Genomic DNA, 23,078 nt, shown 5'->3' on the forward strand with positions numbered 1-23,078 from the left:
GGTATCAATGCCCATGCAAGTATTAATCAATTTGTTTATCGGTTTTATTTGGATGTTTCTTCAAGATAGTTGGACCATTCTCACCTTCTTTAGTGGTTATTTGTTTGGTTTAATCGTGCTTTTTATCTTACGGAGATACTTTCTACATCAATTTTATTTGGTGACTTTACTTGCCATTGTTAAGTTATTTCTCGTCTTTATTCATGAGTTATTCACCTCAAGCGTGTTAGTGGTAAAGCAGGTTATGCGGCCTAAGATAAATATTACTCCGGGCATTTTTACCCTAGAGACAGAATTGGAAGGAGACCTGGAAATAACCTTGCTCGCCATGTTATTAACCTTAACTCCAGGTTCAGTCGTTGTGGAAGTTTCACACGATGAGAAAAAGTTTTATATTCATGCAATGGATATCCCGGAATCAAGTGATGCTGTGATACGCTCAACAGCTAAATTCGAAGAGGCAATAAAGAGGGTGACACGCTAATGATCAAAACAATTTTAATCATATCAATGGCATTTCTGACATTTGCTATTTTTGCTACGATATACCGCTTAGTTAAAGGACCGTCTGCCTCTGACCGAATTCAGGCACTAGATGTATTAGGAATAAATATCATTTCAGGGGTTGCTATTTTTTCGGTGTTTTTAAGGAATACCGGATTTTTTGAGGTGATTTTATTAATCGGGATCCTTTCCTTCATCGGAACAATTGCTTTTGCGAGATTTATTGAAAGAGGTGTGGTCATTGAGCGACGTAAACAATCCGATTGAGGTATTAGAAGTCATTGCGGCAATATCAATTTTAGTCGGGACCATCTTTAGTTTTTTTAGTGCAGTTGGGCTGATCCGGTTACCAGATTTATACTCACGTGCTCATGCAGCCTCAAAGAGCTCGACGATGGGTGTTCTATTTACCTTAGTAGGGACATTTCTATTTTTTATCATGGAAGGAACATTCAGCATTCGTCTATTTCTAGGAATCTTCTTTGTATTCCTAACCGCCCCAGTCGCAGCGCACGTCATCGTCCGCTCCGCCTACCGCTCCAAAGTACCCCTCGCCCCACAAAGTGTCCAGGACGACCTGAAGGGAATCATCGAAATCGAAGGCGAGAGGGAACAGTAAGGCATGGGACGGTTCGGGGCCAGAGGGACGGTTCTTGTGGTTCCAGTGATAGTTTCGGGACTGTGTTTGATGAAGGACAAAACGAATCGAAATTGGGTCGGAACGTCCTTCATAAGCCCGATGAAGGACTAAACGAATCGAAATCAATGCCGAAATGTCCTTCATATAGACGAAGTGACATGTCTTACCTTGTTTCCAAAATTGCCTAACCTACAATTCAGGTTAGGCAATTTTTAAATTTGACTTAAATATGCTCCAATCATGTTGGTGGGAATTGTTTTCCGTAACTCAGGCTGGTTCTCCCATTTTAAAATCGGCTTTTTAATTTCAACTAATGCATCAATATCATTAAGTAAAACTTCCTTTTGGTAGACAAACTGCTCGTGTTTTAAAAAACCATAGTCATATACGTCCTCATAATCCATGCTAAATAGTAGAATGTAATTCTTTTCTAAAGTAGAGGAATCAACGCCATATGTTTCAAATTCCTTACCTTTATATATTGCGTATACTGTTTTACGGTAAACTAAATCAGCATCTGAGATTGCAAGTTCTTTTATAAAAATATCCATATGGTGCCTTCCTAAGACGTCTACGTAGTCCTTAAATCCATTCGTTTGTTTGTCGTTTACATCATAACTAGTTAAGTTTAACAGATCACCGTTTATTGTAACCTTGTAAACTTTGCCTTTGTAAATACAATATTCAATCATCCAAATTGTCCCCTATATGTTGTTATAAAAGAATAAAAAGTAAGGTGTTATTGGTGAACGGGCTATTTAACAAAGCGATTAATGAAAGAGGTTTTTATAGACTCCTTAAAATCTTATCAGCTCTTAAACGTTCAATAAATTCGGTCAGAGCATCACTTTCATTTTGAAATTCGACTTGATTTCTTATGCTGGCACGTTCGTCAGCTGAGTATACTATCCACGTATTATCTTTCATAATAATTCCAACTTCATCCGGATAAATACCTCTATCGGAAAACCAATTATAATTTTGAAGGTCTTCAGTCTGAATAATTTTCATAGCTTCTTCTCTAATCATATTCTCATCTCCTATTTTATCTTCTCTAGAATTCCTAAGCTTTCGAGCATATCAACTGGTAATGGTAACTCATACTGAATCCCACCTCCTTTTGACCCAAAGCCGCTGGCAATTTCTCCAATTTGTACTTGTAAATCATCGTATGATAAACCATATTTCCTCATATAAGCTTCTACTTTTATTTTTGTTATGCTATCACTACTAGTAACGATCGATTTAAGATCATCGAATCCTCCAACTACTTGATATTGATGGTACATTTTAGGATCCTCCACATACGGTAAGGATCTTTGATCATAATCAAATGGCTTTCCATCGATAACAGGCGAAGTATATCGACCATTCGGTGGTCCATATCGGTCAATTACTTCTCCAGGGGCAGGTGTATGTACTTCTTTAATAGGGCTTCCTTTTTGATCAAGTACATACCCTCCCTTAGGAACCTCTTCCCATTTAATAGAACCATCTGGCTTTAATACACTAGGATCTTTCGGTATTTGAATATGTTCGGGCCATATTCCTGTTATTGTATATTCATCAGCAAGTTCTTTATCAATTTTTTGTAAATAGGTGTTTAATACATCAGGAGGACAGGTGGATTTTTTTAATAGATCATCAACACCAGTAACAACCCTTACCCCACCGACCTCATCAACCACTTTTGCCCCTTTCGTTAATTTTACCGCTTTATCTACACCTTTTGTACCTACAATTGCGAGGGCAATTTCTCCAAAAGCACGCCCAAACCAGTGTCCTCGGCTTTCGGCATCACCGTTGACCACATCTTCGTTCCATGATGTTTTGATTGCATCCCATATTCCTTTTGCGGTTTCGACCGGGTGTTGGATGACATGTACGAGCCCTTTAAAGGTTTCAACAGGATGAGTGATGATGTTCCAAATTCCTTTAACTGTGTCTACACCGACGTCCCAAAGACCAGTTGCCAATCCTTTTACGGAGTTGCCCACGACCCCAAAGAAATCCCCAACCGATTCCCAAAATGATTTTTTTGGGGGCTCGGTTAATTTTTGTGAATGGGAGTTTACTTGTTTATCCGCTTGTTCATACCGAGCTACACTATTATCCACGAAACTATGTAGTTGGTTGAGGCGCTTTTCCAAATCATGGATGGAGGATGCCATACTACTTAAATTTGCACCAATACCTTGCCTACTCGTGATTTGGCTGTCGATCGCATGGCGTAGACTAGAGAGGCGACTCTGTGTATCTGTCAAATCGGAAGTGATTCCTTTTAACCGACTGTTTGAGGAGCGGACACTATTCACTTTAATGTCAATTTGAGCCATTTCTTTACCTCCTTTCGTAAATCCTTATCGGAACATGGAGTTTAAATCATCTATGGTTGTTCGAATATAAAAGGGCTCGGTCCCGGTAATGATAGAATTTGTTAGTGGAAGATCTTCAGCCAGGATAAGAATTTCAATTCGTTGCTGAGCATTTTCATTAGCCGCATTATATACATGCAATAATAGTTCCTCGGCACTTTCCTCTTTTTGATCCAGGGTAAGGCCAATCAAAGGGATTGGATTACTTGATCTAGAAGGATTATAAATATGTGTAAAATAAGCATTTTTGATAGTTGGGAAGTTTTTAAGTTTGCTAGAAATAATCTCAAGGAATTGTTGTGGGAACTCTGTCATCCGGTTAGTTAGGAAATTCTGTTTTTCTTCAAGATTTAACTCCTCAAAAAAGTAATGAAAAATTCTTCCGTCACGTAACGTTTCTAGTTCCTCTTGGATAATCTTTTTACTGATATCAAATCCAGGATTGAGTACCCAAGGTGTATCAGGTTCAACTAACTGTAAGAGATGACGTGTTGTAATTTTTATATATTTATATTTTCCTCTATAAATCTGGTTGAACTTCTCGATACTAGAGTAAACAGGCAGCACAAGCTCATTGTTCATTTCGATATGTTTCAACTGGAGAATAGGCTCTGAAGTTTTTTTATCTGAAGACACTGTGCCGATTACAACAATCTCTAAATCCATAAAAGCTTTATAAAAAGAATAACGCTTCATCGGATTCGTAATGGCTTCTGACAGAATGGTATCAAATGGGTCAATGGATTGTTTTTTCATTTTTTGAACATACACGCTCCAATTTAGGTTTATGGTAATAGTATACAATCCAATTAGAGGTAAAAATAGGGAATAAAGAACTGGGTAAAATGGCATATTTCTTCATCGTGGACATCCAATTTTTGTACTAAATCTAATTAATCAAATACGCCTTAGCGTATTTGCGCCCAGATTTTTTAGGCCCACACGATGTGGGTCACAAAGACGTTGCCACAGGATGTGGCGTTATTAGTCTTTGATCTTATGCACGAAAAGAATCCTTTGAAAATCTGTGGCATCCTCCGGAGGAGTTAATATTATTCAGTAAGCTGAATAATATTAATCACACATTATTGGATTCCGCTCATAAAATGTATAAAAGCAGGTCGACAAAAGACGGGAAAGTTGTGATATGAATTTATGAAAAACAATTCAAACCATCACTTCTTATTTAAAAATCTAAAGGAAAAACGAATGTCATTTGAGCGAGTTTTTGAGCACATAAAAGAGTTCATGCGATCCGAACCTAGTGGAAAATATAGGCTCATCATTGGTACAGACTCCCAAGTGCATCCAAGACAAACCACCTTTATAACCGGTGTTGTGATACTTAATGAAGGAAAAGGTGTGTGGGCATGTATTCGAAAAGTGGTTGTTCCAAGAAAAATGGAACATTTGCATGAGCGAATTTCCTATGAATTATCCTTATCGGAGGAAATTGTTTCATTATTTACCGAGGAAAAGAAAAATCAACTAATCGATATTGTACTGCCACATGTTTACGATGGCGCTTCATTTACAATGGAAGGGCATATCGATATTGGGGCAGGGAAGAGGAACAAAACACGTGAATTTGTCAATGAGATGGTTACACGAATGGAATCAATTGGCGTGGAACCTAAAATAAAACCAAATGCATTTGTGGCTTCATGCTACGCAAACCGGTTTACTAAATAAATCAGTTGAGGGTAGTACCCGCATTTTGCGGTAAAACGGAATCGGTGCCTGGAACCCAGGCGTTTTCGTTGGGAATCAGGCACTGATTTTGCTTTGGATTTAACCTGCTGGGGGATAGGTTGGATGAAGAGGAAAAGGAATTAAAAACTAGAGCGAAATCCCCTTCATACGCGAGATGAAGAGGAAAAGGAATTGAAAACTAGAGTGAAATCCCCTTCATACGTGAGATGAAGAGGAAAAGGAATCGAAAACTAGAGCGAAACCCTCTTCAATCGCGAGATGAAGAGGAAAACCAATCAAAATCCTAATCGAAATCCACTTCATACAGTAACTGAACCACAATCTAATCTAGTTTCCAATGGAAAAATAATTCACCTTCCCTCAACCCCACCACACCCAGTAAAAATGACAAAACGACATCCGAAGTCAACTAAAATAAACTTTTCGAATGCCGTCAAAATAATCCAATCTATTAGTTATTAATATACTTTTCGAATACTTCACCAAAGTCTTTTCTGTGGTATTGATCACGTGCTGAGGAAAGCCAAGAGAAGCCATATTCTGTCAATTGTTTGTATTCCTCAGAAAGACCGACATCCGAAGTTCTTGAATTATGCAATACCGTGACTGCTTTATCTAAGCTATTGACCGCCATATCGTACATCACGCTATTCTCATGGTTGATCTCGGATATATATACGAGGGCTTTATATAAATCATTTAATTTTTCTAGCTGTCTTTTATCTACGTCTATACTAAAGGCTTGATTGCCTAGATTGAATTTTATCTCGATATCTAAGTCGACTCTACCAGCTGTTTCAAGGAACACATTTGTAATTTTATGCTGAGAATAAGGATAGCGCTTTAATACCCTTTTAGAAGAAACGGCATTCGCACCGTCAACATGGATAAATGCGATGTTTGTAAAGCAATATTCATCTGCCTTTGTTTTAATTAAAAAGTAAATCTTCTCATGATCCTCATGACGTATGTAATCATCTGCGTCCGTCTTGTCATAATCCTCAGGGCCAATAATTTTTCCAATGTCAGATAAACCTAATGCATCAGCTGCAAATTTTTTTAACATGAAAACTCCCCCTTCATCTAACGTTTTGCTCCGACTTCATTATATCGTGTTTATTGAGTGAATATAACCAGAAATTTTACGACTGAAGTACTGAAAGAAGATCAATTAAAAACGCTCGGAGCAACAGATGTATTGAATCTCTCAAGCTTTTTTTTGTTTTTTTATGAAATGACGAATGAGACTAATGATGAATAGCAACGGGATGTAAACGAATAGAAATAACATTCCATTATATTTAATCATTTTTGAAATTAACTGTGTGTAATACATATCGATCAGGAAGCTATTGGTGAATAAATAAGCAGCTAGAAAAAAGAGTAGGGTGTAAGTCGGTTTTATCTTTGGAATTGAAAGTTTGATGGCCCTTACAGCAGACCAAAGGTAAATGCAGATGACGGGTATAACAACTAAGAGCCATGTAAATATAAAAATAAATTCAAATCGCTCCAAAAATGGAAGTTGAATGATTTTAATCATGGTTAAAGTTGGCCATGTTAGGTGATGCAATTTACCTTGAGAAAAGAACATAAACGTAAGAATGGTTATTACAACATATAGTAAGGTTGTCCAAAATAAAGCAATATGCCCCCATTTACTCGCTTTTTTCCCATTTTTAATAAAAGGAAAATAAACTAGTGCTGTTTCAAAACCTAAGAATAATGGAACAGATTCAGAAGCAGATATCAAATAGTCTTTTACCTTATATTGGAGGAGTGGGAAAAGGTATGATACTTCGGCATAGCCTATTAAATATAAAAAGGTTAAGATTAAGAAACCAGGTATAATCACTCCCCAAAATGCAATTCCAGTTATGACTCGAAATCCCCCTGAGACGAGATAGTAAACAAGGCAACAAAGAAGAATAGAATACTCCCAGCTAGCAATTCCATTGAATACCCAAATTTGGAGGGCATCAATATAGGAATACAAAACTCCTAATCCAGCTATGGAAAAATAAACAGCTAAAACAATGTTTAATGCTCCCCCTACATACTTACCAAAAATATCTTTATGAAACGAAAGAATATCCCCGGCGGTGGATTGTTTTAGGATAAATAGCGTCATAAAAAACAATAGATGAAGACTTAAACCTAGAACAAGTATCGATATCCATGCATCATGACCGGCTCCGTTAATCACATTTCCTTGATATTTTAGAACAGTTATTCCAGTTTGAGAGGCATGAATTAAAAAGAATAGGAAATAGGGTGAGACCAGTTTATTTTCGTTCATTTTACTGTTCATTTTTAACCATCCTAGTCTAGCTAGCCTTGAAGGCCTGAATGTATTATCTCTAAATGCACGTCAACATTGATGGGTAATGAAGGGTATTGCTCATAAAAAGATTTTTCATCCCAGTTTTTATCCTGAGATCGAACGATATTTCCAATACCTAGCGGATCAACTTCTTTTTCTTTAAGTGTATCCAATAGGTTCTTTAAGTCATTTTTTACATTTTTTTCAATTAATTCTTTGATAACCTTAATATCATCTGGATTTTCTAAATCAAATCGTTCAGGACGATCAGTGATACTCCAAATGAGATTTAATTTAAGATTTAATTGCTGCTTATTTTTAATCCACTCCCACGACTTTTTACTTCTGAAACCCTGAATTATAATGTTTTCCTTCCGATTTTCATGATCGTAGTCTACTTCGTAATTTGCCTGTGTTCGAAAATCCTCTAGAATGGAGAAAATAAATGTTTCTCTTACATTTAAGTGAAGTTTAAGCTTATCATCTTTGAAAATACCAACCTGATCTACCTGAACCTTATCTTCCTCATCAATCGTTAGCATAGGTACATACGGGTCCTCTCCTTCTCCGTAAAAGTGGTTTAAGAAGACATGAAGGTTCATGCGTGGGATCAGTTGTCCTGTCATATTTTGTTTGATCTGATCAGCTAATGTTAGGTCACTTTGTTTTTTTAGGGTCTTAAGAGTTTCTTCAGCACTATGTGTAGAAACGGCAATTTGAATATTGGTAGCTATTTGTGGTTGGACAAGAAGTCGATCTACCACATCACGAATGCCAGCTTTGGCAAAATCATTTCCAATCACGATAACCCTAATTTTGGCTAACTCAACCGGGGTACTCGTATGAGTCCCCATCTTAGGAGATAACAGAGCAATTGCGTCAGATTTCTCCTGTAAATAATGAATTTTAGTGCTACTCTTACTATGGGTGTATTCAGGAAACAAGGCAGATCCAATTATTTCATCGTTATCACCTAAATCAAACCCAAATACATGGACAATGCTCAATTTATCGACAATTTTCGTTCTTGAACAACCTACTAGACCAGCTAAACAAACAAAAACTAAGACAAATATGAAAATTTTTCTCCATTTACCCATTTTATCTCTGCTTCCTTATAAAAATTTATTCTGAATTCAATCCATCATTAGGATCTTGGTCATTAGCGGGAGCAAAACGTTCCTTGCTCAAAGGTCTAAAGTACTTCGGACGTGAATTTTGTTTTGTAAAATCAGGTCTTATAAAGGAGCCAAGTGCCCACCCTTTTCGATAAGGATAAAGTGGAACCATATATGGAACCCCAAACGATTTTAGTCGAGTTAAATGACCGATTAGAAAAAGAATTCCCACATAGATACCTAAGCCTCCCCAAATGGCAGCACATATAATAAACGGATATCGCAACATTCTCACGGCAGAAGACATTTTATAAATGGGGGTTGTAAAGGACGCTAAGGCTGAAAGAGCCACAATAATTAATAAAATATTACTGGTTAATGCTGCTTCAACAGTAGCCTGGCCAATTACAATGCCTCCAACAATCCCTAGTGTTTGTCCAATTTTAGTGGGGAGTCGTGCCCCAGCTTCCCTAAGAAGATCAATAGTTACTTCTAAAAATAAAACTTCAATAACGGGAGGGAACGGAACATTGGCTCTTGAATTGATAATAGGGCCTAGTAGATCCTTAGGAATAACCTCAAAATGGTATGTTAAGATTGCTACATAAAAGGAGGTCGCAAAGATAGAAAAGATCATTCCAAAGATCCGTATTAATTTAAAAAAGGATGCAATCAAGGTTGGAAGATAAAAATCTTCTGGATTTGAAAAGAAATCCATTAGATTTACAGGACCAATCACAGCGTAGGAGGACTTATCACTAATCAGGACAACCTGCCCTACTAAAAGTGCTCCAACGGTTCGATCTACTCTCTCAGTAGAAATAAATAAAGGAAATGGAGAGGTCGAATTATCAGATATCATTTGTTCCAACTGAGTATTATCAAATACCGTATCAACGTCAAGATCAAGTATCCTTTGTTTCGCAGTGTTTACATACTCTGGATTCGTAACGCCATCTAGGTATGCAATCACAACCTTTATTCTGGATCTTGTTCCAATAACCATTTCTTCAAATATAAGATCTGGCGAATCAAGATGTTCTCTCAGCATATGAAGATTTGTTCTAATATCTTCAATGAACCCAACTTTCGGTCCAATTACGCTAAATTCATTTTGTGTATCATTTGTTTCACGTTGTCCTAATCTCGCATTACCGATGCCAACTAGAATGAATTCATCCATTTGATTTTTAAAGGATAGGGCAACCGCTCCTTGATGAAAAGCTATTTCGATTTCCTTAGGGTCTTTTGAGAAGGTCACTTCCTCTATTGGGATACTATTTTTCAAATCAGAGAGAGTTTTTAAGTCTACAGCCTTCTCCTTTAAAAATGGTAATATGGATTGTTGCAGAATACTGCTATCAACCAATGTTTTAAAAAAACGTAAGACAATCTGATCGTTATTCTCAAAAGGTGTGATTGTTGAAAAGTCACTCGATTTTTTTGCCTTCTCCAAAACTTCTGCTATCGTTCTCTCAACAGTTTCATAACTTTTCTCGGACTGTTTACTTTCTTTCTTTTTACGAAACATACCTCCACCCAACCCTATACGCATAGTTCCAGATTCTTTCTAAATAGTATTTAACAACAAAGAAGGGAATATTCACCAATTAAATCTTGTCTGTTGGTAAGAGTGTTCGACCCAGATGCAGCAATTTGCATCTTGGTGATGTGAATGTTAATACTTTCTAGGGTTGTAGGAATTCCAAATTTGAAGTTTGTGCTTTATACTTGGTTAGTATGTTGTAAAATAGGATAGAAATGAACTAAGCCTATATTTTTAATAACAAAATGACATGTAAAAACCGACACTTCTATATAGATAGGTAGATTTTAGAGGAGGAACAGCAATTGGCAGTAACAAAACCAGAAACGATGATTGTTGAAATTAAAAGTTTAGATGAAAAGGGTTCGGGTCGAGCAACGGCATGGCGAGAAAATGAGCACGGCAATAAAAAGAAGCTAAAGCTCACAATCCCACAAACTTTAATTGGCGAGCAAGTACGTGTGACCGTTGACCAGCCAGATCGCAAGCGCTGGAGAACACCGGCTGAGGAAATCCTCACATCAAATGAACAAAGACTTGCACCACCTTGTCCTCATTTTGAAAAATGTGGTGGCTGTGTGTGGCAGCACTGGGATTACCAAGGTCAGCTCCAGTACAAGACAGATTATGTAAAGCGACAAGTGGAATCACAAGGTTTCAATCCTGATCTTGTCAAAGACACCATTGGAATGGACGAGCCTTGGCATTACCGCAATAAAATGGAATTTACCTTCTCACCTGAAGGGGCGCTTGGCTTACATGAACAAGGAAATTTCCGAAAGATTATTTCACTTGAAACCTGTTTAATTGCAGGCGAAAAAATGGTAGAAGGTGCAATGGAAGTTGCGGAGTGGGCAAAGGATCATCAGCTCTCAGGGTATAACAAAGATCAGCATGAAGGACTTCTTCGCCATCTTATGGTGAGACAATCCTTTGCTACTGGTGAAATCATGTTAGCCCTTTTTGTAACCGAAGCACCAGAGGGACATCTTCAAGGAGCTGCGGATGATCTAGTAGAACGCATTGAAAATAAATTTCCAGAGGTAAAAAGCTTATTATGGCTTGAAAACACAGACTGGGCTGACCGTACCCAATCTGAAAAAACACATGTATTAGCGGGTCGTGATTTTATTTATGATGAAATGGATGGGTATCGATTCCGTGTCTGGTTTGATACATTCTTCCAAACAAACCCAACCCAAGCCCAAAAATTGGTCGACCTTGCGATTGAAATGGGTGAGCCAAAGAAAACAGAAAAAATGATTGATCTATTCTGTGGAGTTGGAACATTCTCTCTCCCGTTCGCAAGTCGAGTTGAAAAGCTTGCAGGAATTGAAATTGTGGAAAGTTCAATAGAATCTGCAAAGCGGAATGCAAGTGACAATGGCTTATCAAACACATATTTCTTAGCAAAAGACGCAAGAAAAGGAATCGATGATGTGCTTGAAAGCTTCGGAAGACCTGAACTCCTCTTGCTTGATCCACCACGTTCAGGTGCTGGTGGGAAAGTAATGAGAAGAATCGGACGTTCACAGCCAGAAAGAATCGTCTATGTTTCATGTAACCCAGAAACGTTCGCAACGGATATTAAAGAACTCGAACCATTTGGATATACACTAAAAGTTGTGCAGCCAGTGGACCTATTCCCACATACAGTTCACGTAGAAGCGGTGGCATTGCTTGTAAGAGAAGAAAATTAAGTGCATTCTCCCAGTAGGTTAAAAATATTACTTACTGGGGGAGGCATTTTTTTTTACAATAAAATGATGAAGGACACTTCTCTCCTGCACTTCCGCTAATAAATTTTTCAAAAGTAATAAATACTACGATTATTACTAAGAATCACCGACTGGAGGTCACTATGTCGAAAAAACAAAGTTTATTAAAAAATGGAAACAAGTCATCTTTGATTGCGACAATTGTGAACACGATTATTGCGATTATTAAAGGGGTTGCATTTTTCTTCACGGGGAATGTTGCGATGTTTGCCGAAACGATGCACTCGTTAGGGGATGCAGCCAATCAATTTTTCGTGTTTATAGGAAGCGCATTAAGTAAAAAAATGCCGACTGAAAACTATCCGAATGGTTTTGGTCGTCTTGTCAATCTGGTTTTACTGGGCGCTGTTCTTATTGTTGGCATTATGAGTTATGAAACAATCAAAGAAGGATTTCTTCATATTCAACACCCAACTGAATCAAAAGGTATTGCCATTAATCTTTCTGTATTAGGGTTGGCCGCTATCTTAGAGTCATACGTTCTTTTTAAGGCAATGAAGGAAGTACTACATGAAGCTCATGTGGAGGCAAGCGGATTTGCAGCTGTAGGCAAAAGCTTTAGTCATTTAGGAAAAGCGACGCCCGCAACAAAGCTTGTATTCATGGAGGATTTAGTAGCAACTCTTGGCGGACTTATAGCGATCATTGGGATTTTACTCTCTTATTATGGAGGATTTCATGCTGCGGAAGGGATTGCTTCTATTATTATTGGTATCATGATGTTTTATGTTGTGGGTAAGGTATTCCTAGACAATGCAAAAGGGGTGCTGGGTGAAGCAGACGAAGACCTTGAAAACAAAATTGCTGAGTTTATTTTTACAAATCCTGAAATTAAAGATATCAAAACCTTATTTGCAATGAAAGAAGGGGAGGATTTCCATATCGAGATGAAATTAGAAATTGAACCGAATTTAACGGTAAAAGAAGCATTTCAAATAAAAGACCGCATTGAAAAGGAAATCCAATCAATTAAAGGCGTGACCGACGTTATCATCGAATTCGTGGAAGACGACGGAGTAAAGACATGGTCACAAGGTCTGGTTTCAAACTAAAAACCGGAATCGATAGAGATTCCGGTTTTTTTCTAATGCTCCTGTGGAGTAGTTGTCTTTTTCTTATGTTTTGGTTTCAAATACAAACCAAGTTCCTTTTTGTCTTTTGTTAACGAGCGGTACAGTGAAATCATCATCAGTACCATAATAATAGAGAATGGAAAAGCTGCTGCTATAAGAGCATTTTGTAAGGCTTGTAAACCACCGCTGTATAATAAAATTAAAGCCACGGTTGATTGTAAAATGCCCCATGTTAGTTTTACATTGTTAGGTGGTGTCAGTGATCCGTATGTAGTTTGCATTCCTAGAACAAAAGTTGCAGAGTCAGCAGACGTAATAAAGAATGTCGCTACAAGGATAATGGCAACCACCGATAAAATAACGGATAGTGAAGATTGATTAAAGATGGCAAAGAGAACCTCTTCTGTAGCAAAATGTGAAAGGTCAACAATACCTTCCTTTTGAACTTCGATTGCGGAAGTCCCAAATACGGCAAACCATAAAAAGCTTACTAGAGCAGGGAGCAATAAAACCCCTATAATAAATTGGCGAATTGTTCTTCCTCTAGAGACACGTGCAATAAAAATACCTACAAATGGAGACCATGAGATCCACCAAGCCCAGTAGAAGATCGTCCATCCGTTAATCCAAGAACGATGTTCCTCATTTAAAGGAGCAATTCGGAAGCTCATTTGTACAATATTTTGTATATAACCACCAATCGAATCTGTGAACATGTCAAGAATTAGAACTGTTGGACCTGCTACAAACATTAAAATGAGCAGGGCAGTTGCTAAAATCATGTTTGTATTACTCAAATATTTTATACCTTTACTTAATCCTAACCATGCAGACATCATAAATAAGACGGTAACAATCGCAATAATGATAAATTGAACGAAGAAATTATTAGGTATTCCCAGTAGAAAAGAAAGACCTCCATTGATCTGGGCAGCTCCAAATCCTAATGTTGTTGCAACACCAACAACCGTTGCAAACACGGCTAACACATCAACCAGTATACCTAGTTTTCCTTCCATTGCCTTTTTTCCTAAAACAGGCTTTAGCGTTGCTGAAATGAGACCAGGTTCGCCTTTTCGGAAATTAAAATAGGCTAAGGCAAGAGCCACAAGGGCGTATACTCCCCATGCATGAATTCCCCAATGGAAAAATGTATAGCGCATCGCTTCTTTTTGAGCAGCATTTGTAGCACCTTCTGCTAATGGAGGAGTCATATAATGGGAAAGTGGTTCTGCAGCGCCCCAAAAGACAAGTCCAATTCCCATCCCAGCACTAAACAACATCGCAAACCAAGAGACGTTTGAATACTCGGGTTTTTCATCAGGTTTTCCGAGCCGAATCGCACCAACAGGGCTAAATATAAGAAAAGTACAGAAAATCACTATAATCGTCACTAAAATAAGGTAATACCACCCAAAGGCGGAAGTGATAAATTCTTGAATATTACCTGTTACTTCTTCGAAACTTTTTGGTGCAGCAACACCAAAGATGACAGCTGCAAGTGTAATGGCAACTGAAATCCAAAAAACATTAGATATTTTTTTCATCATAAAATCCTTTCTTTATTGTGCTTATGTATTCACTATCTTTCCCACTCTCAAAAAAAATTAGCTCTTTTTAGGGAAACTAAGTTTATATTTTTTCGCCAACGATACGAAAGGTTTGAAATTATTGGATAAAAAGGAAGAAAAGCCATATTTTATGGAGGCGATACCAATTTTTGAGAGAAAATATAGGAATTATCAGTCGAAATTATGATATTATTATGATAATCACAGTGAAAAATGTCGTTTTACATATTTAAGATGAACGTAAGGAGACCTTATGATAGGATTTACGCATTTAAAAGGCAAACTGAATAGCGACATAATCCTATTAGTAGCCTTGATGGGATTTGTGCTGTTAGCCTCACATTTCAGAATATCCCTTTTGTATGGAATTACATTTTCTTTTGCGAGTATTTTTTTATTTTTAATCCTTCGCATATTTGGATATACCGCTGCGATCGTAACCGGGCTGATTGCAATCTTCTTTACTATCTTTTTTTCAACTAGTTCTTATTATGCAATCATAATGCTTGTTGAAATTATTTTTGTAGGTGCATTTTTCTGGCGTGGCCGAAAAGCAAAAATGTTCTTCGTTGATGTGCTTTTTTGGCTGGTAATTGGAATTGTGTTGCTATTTTTTTTCGGTCGGGAAACATTGGCAGGTACTGCTCTTTATTTTTTAGTAAGTAAAGATATTACCAATGGACTATTCAATGTATTAGTAGCAGACGTGTTATTAGCTTATTTTCCATTTTATAAATTGGTTACAAAGAACCGACTTAGTAAAAATAATGTGTCCATTCATCAGTTTTTATCCCAGATCACCATTTTTACCATACTCGTTCCGTTTTTTATAAGTGTCATTACAAATACAATAAATACGTTTGATCTCATAAAAAAAGACTTAGGTGTTGTAGGCGAAACGAGAGTGAATCGGATTGAAAATGAATTTCTTCGGTTAGAAAAAAGCAATGGAATTATTGATAAGAAACAAATTGAAGATATTTTATGGCGCAATACGAATAAAGAGAGCGATATTATCATCTTTGATCATTCGGATCAAATCATTGCATCGACGGCTTTGATGAATTTTGAGTCTAAAAAGTATGAGATACGGGAGATTTCACCAAGGCTTTATGAGGCCTTGCCAATTGCAAAGAATGATGTACAGCCGATTACAAGATGGAATGATGCGTTCTATTTTTATACAAGGGATACAGATTCATTTCGAATTATGTTACTGTTCCCTATTGCACAATATCAACAGCAAATTTTTAATACATCAATTGACCAGCTACTGTACTTGCTCATTCTTGCATTGTCAGCTATCCTATTTGTGATGTTCATAAGCCGACTTCTTACGAAGAACTTAAGGCAGCTTACAACCATCACGACGGGCTTACCACAGAAGCTTCGCAGTTTTGAAAATATTGAATGGCCTCAAAGTACAATTTCAGAACTTCGTGTTCTAAGTAAAAACCTTAAGATGATGGTGGATAAGCTAAAGGAGCTCTTCCAAGAAAGTATCGAAATGAACCTGATTCTACGAGAACAAACGACTAGGCTGAAGGAATCAGAGGACAAGCTCCATAAGCTTGCCTTTTATGATAGTTTGACATATTTACCAAATCGCTATTTCTTCCAAAACTACGTTCGCGAGGAAATACGGAATAGCGTGGATAATAAAATTGCAATTATCTTTATAGATCTTAACCAATTTAAGCAAATTAATGATACATTAGGGCATGATGCAGGTGATATGCTCCTAATAGCAACGGGGAACAAGTTAAAAAAACTACAATCTGATAACAGACAAGTGTTCCGTCTTGGTGGTGATGAATTTGTGGTCGTCCACTCGGTTGAAAATAAATTTGAAGTAAATGAAACATTAGACATGATTGTTAAAGAATTTTCTTCCTATTTTACAATAGCCGGCCAAGATCACTACATTACTGCAAGCGTAGGAGTAAGCATGTACCCCGAGAACGGGGAAGACTTGGATACATTAGTCAAATATGCTGACATTGCGATGTATATATCGAAGGAAAAGGGTGGCAACACTGTTCAGTTTTTCGATGAATCTATGAAATATAAATTCCAGGAGCGTCTCACCATTGAGAATTCCTTGAGAACAGCAGTCGATACAGAAGGATTTGAACAGTTTTATCAGCCAAAAACATTTGCTGGTAAAATTACAAGCATCGAAGCCTTACTTCGTTGGAATGATCCTGTTTTAGGTCCCATTTCTCCTGGGGTCTTTATTGAAGTGGCCGAAGAAATCGGACTGATTTCACAAATTGACGAATGGTCCCTAGTACAGGCATGCAAGCAGAATAAACAATGGCAGCTTGAAGATCTTTTACATGTTCCGATTTCTGTAAACCTCTCAGCAAAGCACTTCCAACAAGATTATCTTGTGTCTATGATTTCGAAGGCTTTGGAGACTTCCGGATTAGATCCAAAATATTTAAAACTTGAAATTACCGAAAGTGTGTTTATTTCAGACCAATTACAAGTAGCCGAACAAATTCAAAAGCTGAAAGAGCTGGGGGTTCAGATTTCTATTGATGATTTTGGAAAAGGATACTCCTCCTTGTATCAATTATTAAAGCTTCCACTCGATGAAATTAAAATTGATCGAAAGTTTATTCATAATATCGATAAAGATGAGAAAAAAGCTTTATTGGTCAAGTCCATTTTTGATATTGCACATGGGCTTAAGTTAAATGTGGTTGCAGAAGGTGTAGAAACCTGGGATGAATGTAGAATGCTTGTGGATATGGGCTGTGACGAAATTCAAGGCTATTTATTCAGCCGACCAATTAGCAAAGAAGATATGGTTGAATTTATTCATGAAAAAATTCCAGGATAGATCAAGAAAAGGAGGCTCCGATTGGAACCTCCTTTTTGCTATAATGTAATATTTACGTCGCCATCTTCACTGATTTCAACAGTCGTGTAGCTTTCAAATGTCGACATTTCGGTAATGTCATGCTTTTCATTACTTGCAAAACTCTCCATATATCGTTGATACGTTTCAGGATCCTTTACGATGTGGTAATAATACGTCATTTTTCCATCATTATCACTATGCGTCCTTAAGAAAAAACGGTCTTGAAACTCACTTTTAAACCATTCTCTCGCTTCCATATGATTCGAAAAATCTGGCATGTTTTCATAAATAGATGGTATATCGATATTCATGCTGATTCACCTCTCATGAAATTTTCGGTTGTGAATTAGTATGTCCATCTATTTACAACCCATCCAAAGTTCTTACACCCCTGGTTTCAGGTTGTTTTCAGTTTTAATCTTCTTTTCAAAATCATGTCGTTCGATTAAAAGGGAGACTAAAATACTACCAACAATGGCCCATAATGGTGCACCGATGTTAAAGAAGTTTACACCTGACATGCCAATAATGAACGCGAAAAAGGCGCCCATTTGAAATTTGCTATCTGAAAATGCAATCTTCAATGAACTTAAAAGTACACCAATCATCGCCAAACCGGCAATTGTACTGACGATCACACCTGGCATCGCAATCACAAATGGAACCACCAACGCTGCAAATACACCAAAACTCGCAAATAACAGACCATTTAAAGCCGATGCGGCATATCGACCTTCTTTTTCACCTGACTCATCAGACGCACAAATGGCTGTCATCGGTCCCGCTGTATTAATGGCATGAGCTCCGAAAAATGAAGCAAAAAAACCTAAAATAGACCCGAAAACTGCCATCTCACTACTTGGCGGCTTAAATCCCTTCGCCATCAGAATGCCAGTCGTTTGTGCATTCTCTGTACAGATAATTAAAATAGCGAGCGGTATAGAAAGGGAAATAATAGCATTTACACTGAATGTTGGCATTTCTAGTTGGGGTAGCACAAACGAACTTTGAACATTTGAAATATGAAATTCATTTATGACAATGGCGAGAAGGACAGATACAACTAATGCTGATAATACAGGTGGTACCTTTTTTACATAACGGGAGGAAAATAGATAGACGATGATGGCCGCGCCTGCTAATAAGGGAGAAACTTCAACCGATGTGATCATCTCAATTGCAAACCTCATCATGACACCTACAATCATCCCCATCACGATGGGAACAGGTAACCAATTCATGACTTTATCAATTAATCCGGTAGCACCTAGTATAAAAACGAGTAGATTGGCGACAAGATAGGCACCAATTGCTTCTGGTAAGGAAAAATGCGACAAAGCGCCTGCAACTAAGACGGCACCGGCGATGGAATAAGCTCCAGCAATGGGTTGCTTATATTTCAAGGATAAAAAGAATCCCAATAATCCCCCGAAGAAATACACGGCAAATAACCAACTGATTGTTTGCTCATGGGTTAAACCGCCACTTGATGCACCTCCAATTATAATGAGTGCAGGACCTGTACAACCGAAAATAGCTGCGACAACCCCTGAACTTATGGTGTTGATAGTTAGATGTTCATATAGATCTTTGAATCTCCTATTGCCCTTCATAGAACCCTCCTCGAATATTCATAATATTCATTCTTTAAGATGTAAGTAGTTCCATAATAACACAGATTAGAATTAAAAATTACGTATTTTTTACGGGCGTCTAAAAAACCTCCAAAAAGGTAGAAAGAAAGAGCATACAAGAGAAAGAAGGTTATTTTCTCTTGAAAATAAGAAAAAGACAGATTTGATAATTTAAAAAAGATTCAGTATATTTGTAATTAATTACGAAAGATTTAAAAACGTAATACATAATCCGGGAGGTAATAAGAATGACAACAACAGTAAACGAAACAAAAACATTAACAGTAAAAAAAGCAAATGGGATTGCTGAAGTCCACATCCATGTAAACAAAACAAATTCCTATGACCTTGACTATTACAAAGAATTAAATGCGGCAATTGATGACATCCGTTTTGACAATGATATTAAAGTTGCTGTACTAATGAGTGATATGCCGAAGTTTTTCTCAGCGGGTGCTAACATCAATTTCCTAAAATCAGCTGAGCCACGCTTTAAAACACAATTTTGTTTATTCTGTAATGAAACGTTAGATAAAATTGCGCGTTCTCCACAAATTTGGATTGCCTGCTTAGAGGGTCATACGGTTGGTGGCGGATTAGAAATGGCTCTTGCATGTGATTTACGCTTTATGGGAGACCAAGCAGGAAAAATTGGACTTCCAGAAGTTTCACTAGGTGTATTAGCGGGAACGGGTGGAACTCAGCGCCTTGCTCGCCAAGTGGGGCACTCTAAAGCTCTTGACCTAAATATCACAGGTGAAACGCTATCACCACAAGAAGCATTAGATATTAAACTAGTAGACCGTGTATTCCCTCAGGAAGAAACAAGAGCAAAAACGTTAGAATATGCACAAAAGATTGCGAGCAGCGCTACTTACGCAACATCTAACATTAAGCTTTCAATTATGAATGGAAAAGAAATGCCACTAAATGTAGCGATCCGTTATGAAGGGGAGCTTCAAAATCTATTATTCCGTTCACAGGATGCGCAGGAAGGCTTAAGTGCATTTATTGAAAAGCGCGAAGCAAACTGGAGTGGAAAATAAATCTACCTAAATCAAAGGCGATATCGGGAATTCCGATATCGCTATTTTAAAATAGCCAAGCCTCGGCGAACTTCCGCGAGTCTTTTTTAACAATAGGAGGATATAGTGTGAGATCAAATGAATTTCAAGTAATCGTAAATTGGGGAGATACCGACAAGGCAGGGATAGTGTATTATCCTAATTACTTCAAATGGTTCGATATTGCGGGACACCAATTTTTTAGAAGTTGTGGATTATCCCCAAACACATTAGAAGAAGAACGGCAAATTATCTTGCCTATGCTTGATGCAAGATGTAGCTTTGAAAAAACTTTGTTATATGATGATATTATTACGATTCGAACAAAGGTTGAAGAAATTAAAACAAAAACAATTAAGCTACGGCATGAGGTGTATAGAGGAGAAACGAGAACGGGGAATGGGTATGAGATACGTGGATGGGTAAAACAAACGCCAACAGAAATTAAAGCGGTACCAATACCTGAAGACATACGCTCGATTCTACAAGAGGACCTCCACACAAATGAATCAGGAAAAAGACCGCTTTTTAATGCATAATTTTCAAAATCCTCTATAATAAAAACTAACAATATTGAAATATAACAAAAAATAGTAAGCGTGGTGACTTTGATGAAACCTAGATCCTTAATGTTCACCTTATATGGTGAATATATTAAATATTATGGGGGAGAAATTTGGGTTGGTAGTTTGATTGAACTCATGAAGCAGTTTGGGGTATCTGAATCGTCTGTGAGGGGGGCGATATTTCGGATGGTCCAAAATAACCTGCTAGAGGTAAGAAAAGTAGGGAAGAAGAGCTATTACTCCGCTACGTCTCAAGGGAGAGTGGACGAAGGGGTTAGCAGGGTATATGCCACTCAAAATCACATGTGGGACCAGAAGTGGAGAATCCTAACCTATTCGTTTCCGGAAGAAAAGCGCGAAATCCGTAATAAAATTCGTAAAGAACTGATTTGGACCGGATTTGGAAACCTCACAAATAGCACACTTGTAACGCCTAATCCTGTTGAGGATCAAGTGAAAGAAATGATCAGAGTGTACGGAATTGAAGAATACGCGTTTTTATTTACATCGTCTTCAATTGTAACGCACGACAACCAAAGCATTATCGATATCGGCTGGGACTTAAATATGGTAAGGGATGAATATCAAACATTCATAGATAAGTTCACACCAAAATTTGAAGAACTGCGAGAAAGAGCGTTAAATAACACATTGAAGGATGAGGAATGTTTTATTGAACGAACTGTACTTGTGCATGAGTACCGGAAATTTCTTTTCCAAGATCCAGGCTTTCCAAGGGATTTGCTTCCTGAGGGATGGATTGGCATAAAGGCGCGAGAACTATTCTGGAATATTCATCAGCTTCTATCCATCCCATCCATTCGTTACTTTGAGTCCGTTTTTGAGGGAGTACCGGATCGTGAAATTCATATCGAACGTGATAAAGCACTCAATCCATTTGGAGAGATCTACATCTAACCGAGGTGAGCCATGAATATTGAAAAAATTGAGTTTGGTGGCTATCGGATTGGAATCCCAGTTCCATTTCCGATGAAGTATGTGTATTGTTATCTTTTTAAACAGTATGATGGGTATGTCATGATTGATGTAGGACTAAATTATCGAGCCGCAAGAGAAGCATGGCATGAGGTTTTTGCGCATCTTGGAATCACTCTTCGTGATATTCATACGATATATTTAACCCATTTTCATCCAGACCACTCCGGACTTTCCGGCTGGATGCAAGAGCAAACAGGTGCTGAGCTGTATATGAATGAAGTAGATGCTCGGATGATAGACCGCGTTTGGGGGGAAGGCAGCAATCAGGTTGCACGAATGAAAGAGATGGTGTTGCAGCATGGAGTCCCAGAAGAGTTAGCGGAGGGTATCTCCGAACATATGGAAAAACTTGGTCAAAGTGTGCTTCCACTGCCTGTCGCAAAACCAATTGGTGATACGATTGAGTTTGGCGGTAAACAATGGTCCGTTATCCATACCCCTGGTCATAGTGAGGGGCATGTTTGTTTTTTTCAAGAAGAAGAAGGCATCCTACTTGGTGGCGATCATATTCTTGAAAAAATTACTCCGAATATTAGTGTTTGGCCCGGTGCGAGCCAGCATCCATTGCATGAATATATCGAGTCATTACGTAAAGTTAGGAAATACCCGGTAAAGAAGATTTACTCGGCTCATCATTCACCGGTTCTTAATGTACATGAACGCATTGACGAGCTAATCCAGCATCATGACGAGCGCCTTGCTTATATTGAAAGCTTGGCAGACTACAAAACGACGTATGAGATTGCGAAGGTGTTGTTTTCCCATAGGGAGCTCAACCCTCACCAATGGCGCTTCGCAATCGCAGAAACAATTGCTCACTTAAACTATTTAGAGCGTGAGGGACGGATTACGAAACAAAATCAGGATCCGATTGTCTATGTAAATGGCGGTCAAAGTTAATTGAATAAAGTATGAAAAAGCGAGAACCCCAAGTTTGTTATGAAAATAGCAATCTTGGGGTTTTTGTTTGGTAAGGAGTCATTATGATTTCGTGATGAAAGGGAAAGGGGTGAGGGCGTCATGGAGGAAATCCTGTTCATGGGGTTGATGAAGGGGAAAAGGGTGAGGGTGGCATGGGGGAAATCCTGTTCATGGGGTGGATGAAGAGAAAAACTGTGAGTGGTCCGACATGTAATCCCGTTCAATTGTGTATGAAAGTCCCGAACGAACCAGCCCCACAAGCGAAAATGTCATCATAACCCGAATGAAGTCCCGAACGAACCAGCCCCACGCGCGAAACTGTCATCATAACCCGAATGAAGACCGGAATGTACCTGCCCCACGCGCGAAACTGTCATCATAGCC

22 protein-coding genes are annotated in these 23,078 nt (G+C 38.0%); 11 read left to right on the forward strand and 11 right to left on the reverse strand.

Annotated features, from left to right (window positions below; translation table 11 throughout):
* Positions 1 to 7 precede the first annotated feature (7 nt).
* From E1I69_RS18370 to mnhG, 3 genes are read left to right on the forward strand one after another with little or no spacing between them, the layout of a single operon-like run.
* The gene (locus tag E1I69_RS18370) at positions 8 to 484 is read left to right on the forward strand and encodes a Na+/H+ antiporter subunit E (RefSeq protein ID WP_136381012.1); all 477 of its coding nucleotides are present in this window, start codon (positions 8 to 10) and stop codon (positions 482 to 484) included.
* Positions 484 to 771 carry a Na(+)/H(+) antiporter subunit F1 gene (locus E1I69_RS18375; RefSeq protein ID WP_136381013.1) on the forward strand — a complete coding sequence of 96 codons (288 nt, stop codon included), beginning with the start codon at positions 484 to 486 and terminating at the stop codon, positions 769 to 771. Before E1I69_RS18370 ends, E1I69_RS18375 begins: the two co-directional genes overlap by 1 nt.
* Positions 746 to 1,123, forward strand: a complete 378-nt coding sequence (mnhG, locus tag E1I69_RS18380) for a monovalent cation/H(+) antiporter subunit G (RefSeq protein ID WP_136381014.1) — start codon at positions 746 to 748, stop codon at positions 1,121 to 1,123. The genes E1I69_RS18375 and mnhG overlap by 26 nt, the downstream gene beginning before the upstream one ends.
* Positions 1,124 to 1,356: 233 nt before the next feature.
* On the opposite strand, the gene E1I69_RS18385 is transcribed toward mnhG, so the two are convergent.
* From E1I69_RS18385 to E1I69_RS18400, 4 genes are all read right to left on the reverse strand, one after another.
* Positions 1,357 to 1,836 (reverse strand): hypothetical protein, encoded by a 480-nt coding sequence (locus tag E1I69_RS18385; RefSeq protein WP_136381015.1) that lies wholly within the window; start codon positions 1,834 to 1,836, stop codon positions 1,357 to 1,359.
* A gap of 94 nt (positions 1,837 to 1,930) precedes the next feature.
* On the reverse strand, positions 1,931 to 2,173 hold the full coding sequence (locus tag E1I69_RS18390; RefSeq protein WP_136381016.1) for an Imm59 family immunity protein: 243 nt from the start codon (positions 2,171 to 2,173) through the stop codon (positions 1,931 to 1,933).
* 11 nt (positions 2,174 to 2,184) lie between these two features.
* Positions 2,185 to 3,480: a glycohydrolase toxin TNT-related protein gene (locus tag E1I69_RS18395; protein WP_136381017.1), complete on the reverse strand. Its 1,296-nt coding sequence runs from the start codon at positions 3,478 to 3,480 to the stop codon at positions 2,185 to 2,187.
* A 24-nt stretch (positions 3,481 to 3,504) separates the two neighbouring features.
* Positions 3,505 to 4,275 (reverse strand): enhanced serine sensitivity protein SseB C-terminal domain-containing protein, encoded by a 771-nt coding sequence (locus E1I69_RS18400; RefSeq protein WP_161974936.1) that lies wholly within the window; start codon positions 4,273 to 4,275, stop codon positions 3,505 to 3,507.
* Positions 4,276 to 4,674: 399 nt separating this feature from the next.
* Here E1I69_RS18400 and E1I69_RS18405 point away from each other — a divergent pair, with 399 nt between their 5' ends.
* A complete protein-coding gene (locus tag E1I69_RS18405) occupies positions 4,675 to 5,211 on the forward strand; it encodes a ribonuclease H-like YkuK family protein (RefSeq protein ID WP_136381019.1) in 537 nt (178 codons plus the stop codon).
* A gap of 472 nt (positions 5,212 to 5,683) precedes the next feature.
* Here E1I69_RS18405 and E1I69_RS18410 read toward each other — a convergent pair whose 3' ends face one another.
* The 4 genes from E1I69_RS18410 to E1I69_RS18425 all read right to left on the reverse strand — a co-directional run bounded on the left by E1I69_RS18410 (position 5,684) and on the right by E1I69_RS18425 (position 10,204).
* The gene (locus E1I69_RS18410) at positions 5,684 to 6,298 is read right to left on the reverse strand and encodes a PH domain-containing protein (protein WP_136381020.1); all 615 of its coding nucleotides are present in this window, start codon (positions 6,296 to 6,298) and stop codon (positions 5,684 to 5,686) included.
* Positions 6,299 to 6,439: 141 nt separating this feature from the next.
* A complete protein-coding gene (locus E1I69_RS18415) occupies positions 6,440 to 7,543 on the reverse strand; it encodes a GerAB/ArcD/ProY family transporter (protein ID WP_136381021.1) in 1,104 nt (367 codons plus the stop codon).
* A gap of 20 nt (positions 7,544 to 7,563) precedes the next feature.
* The gene (locus E1I69_RS18420) at positions 7,564 to 8,655 is read right to left on the reverse strand and encodes a Ger(x)C family spore germination protein (RefSeq protein WP_136381022.1); all 1,092 of its coding nucleotides are present in this window, start codon (positions 8,653 to 8,655) and stop codon (positions 7,564 to 7,566) included.
* A gap of 25 nt (positions 8,656 to 8,680) precedes the next feature.
* The gene (locus E1I69_RS18425; protein ID WP_136381023.1) at positions 8,681 to 10,204 is read right to left on the reverse strand and encodes a spore germination protein; all 1,524 of its coding nucleotides are present in this window, start codon (positions 10,202 to 10,204) and stop codon (positions 8,681 to 8,683) included.
* Between the two features lie 320 nt (positions 10,205 to 10,524).
* Here E1I69_RS18425 and rlmD point away from each other — a divergent pair, with 320 nt between their 5' ends.
* A complete protein-coding gene (gene rlmD, locus E1I69_RS18430; RefSeq protein ID WP_136381024.1) occupies positions 10,525 to 11,919 on the forward strand; it encodes a 23S rRNA (uracil(1939)-C(5))-methyltransferase RlmD in 1,395 nt (464 codons plus the stop codon).
* 161 nt (positions 11,920 to 12,080) lie between these two features.
* Complete coding sequence (locus tag E1I69_RS18435; RefSeq protein ID WP_136381025.1) at positions 12,081 to 13,049, forward strand: cation diffusion facilitator family transporter; 969 nt, start codon at positions 12,081 to 12,083, stop codon at positions 13,047 to 13,049.
* 32 nt (positions 13,050 to 13,081) lie between these two features.
* Here the strand turns inward: E1I69_RS18435 and E1I69_RS18440 are convergent, their stop codons facing one another.
* Positions 13,082 to 14,617, reverse strand: a complete 1,536-nt coding sequence (locus tag E1I69_RS18440) for a glycine betaine uptake BCCT transporter (RefSeq protein WP_136381026.1) — start codon at positions 14,615 to 14,617, stop codon at positions 13,082 to 13,084.
* 277 nt (positions 14,618 to 14,894) lie between these two features.
* On the opposite strand from E1I69_RS18440, the gene E1I69_RS18445 reads away from it, so the two are divergent.
* The gene (locus tag E1I69_RS18445) at positions 14,895 to 17,489 is read left to right on the forward strand and encodes an EAL domain-containing protein (protein WP_136381027.1); all 2,595 of its coding nucleotides are present in this window, start codon (positions 14,895 to 14,897) and stop codon (positions 17,487 to 17,489) included.
* A gap of 38 nt (positions 17,490 to 17,527) precedes the next feature.
* On the opposite strand, the gene E1I69_RS18450 is transcribed toward E1I69_RS18445, so the two are convergent.
* Both E1I69_RS18450 and E1I69_RS18455 read right to left on the reverse strand, forming a co-directional pair.
* Positions 17,528 to 17,821 carry a hypothetical protein gene (locus tag E1I69_RS18450; protein WP_136381028.1) on the reverse strand — a complete coding sequence of 98 codons (294 nt, stop codon included), beginning with the start codon at positions 17,819 to 17,821 and terminating at the stop codon, positions 17,528 to 17,530.
* 72 nt (positions 17,822 to 17,893) lie between these two features.
* Positions 17,894 to 19,123 (reverse strand): benzoate/H(+) symporter BenE family transporter, encoded by a 1,230-nt coding sequence (locus E1I69_RS18455; RefSeq protein ID WP_136381029.1) that lies wholly within the window; start codon positions 19,121 to 19,123, stop codon positions 17,894 to 17,896.
* A 269-nt stretch (positions 19,124 to 19,392) separates the two neighbouring features.
* On the opposite strand from E1I69_RS18455, the gene E1I69_RS18460 reads away from it, so the two are divergent.
* The 4 genes from E1I69_RS18460 to E1I69_RS18475 all read left to right on the forward strand — a co-directional run bounded on the left by E1I69_RS18460 (position 19,393) and on the right by E1I69_RS18475 (position 22,673).
* The gene (locus tag E1I69_RS18460) at positions 19,393 to 20,190 is read left to right on the forward strand and encodes an enoyl-CoA hydratase/isomerase family protein (RefSeq protein ID WP_136381030.1); all 798 of its coding nucleotides are present in this window, start codon (positions 19,393 to 19,395) and stop codon (positions 20,188 to 20,190) included.
* A 107-nt stretch (positions 20,191 to 20,297) separates the two neighbouring features.
* Positions 20,298 to 20,747, forward strand: coding sequence for an acyl-CoA thioesterase (locus E1I69_RS18465; RefSeq protein WP_136381031.1), 450 nt, complete (start codon positions 20,298 to 20,300; stop codon positions 20,745 to 20,747).
* Between the two features lie 72 nt (positions 20,748 to 20,819).
* Positions 20,820 to 21,692, forward strand: a complete 873-nt coding sequence (locus tag E1I69_RS18470; protein ID WP_136381032.1) for a PaaX family transcriptional regulator — start codon at positions 20,820 to 20,822, stop codon at positions 21,690 to 21,692.
* Between the two features lie 12 nt (positions 21,693 to 21,704).
* Entirely contained in the window at positions 21,705 to 22,673 is a 969-nt protein-coding gene (locus E1I69_RS18475) for an MBL fold metallo-hydrolase (protein WP_136381033.1), read from the forward strand.
* Positions 22,674 to 23,078: the final 405 nt, after the last annotated feature.

The sequence above is a fragment of the Bacillus timonensis genome (assembly GCF_004799755.1).
Taxonomy (GTDB): domain Bacteria; phylum Bacillota; class Bacilli; order Bacillales; family Bacillaceae_L; genus Ferdinandcohnia; species Ferdinandcohnia timonensis_A.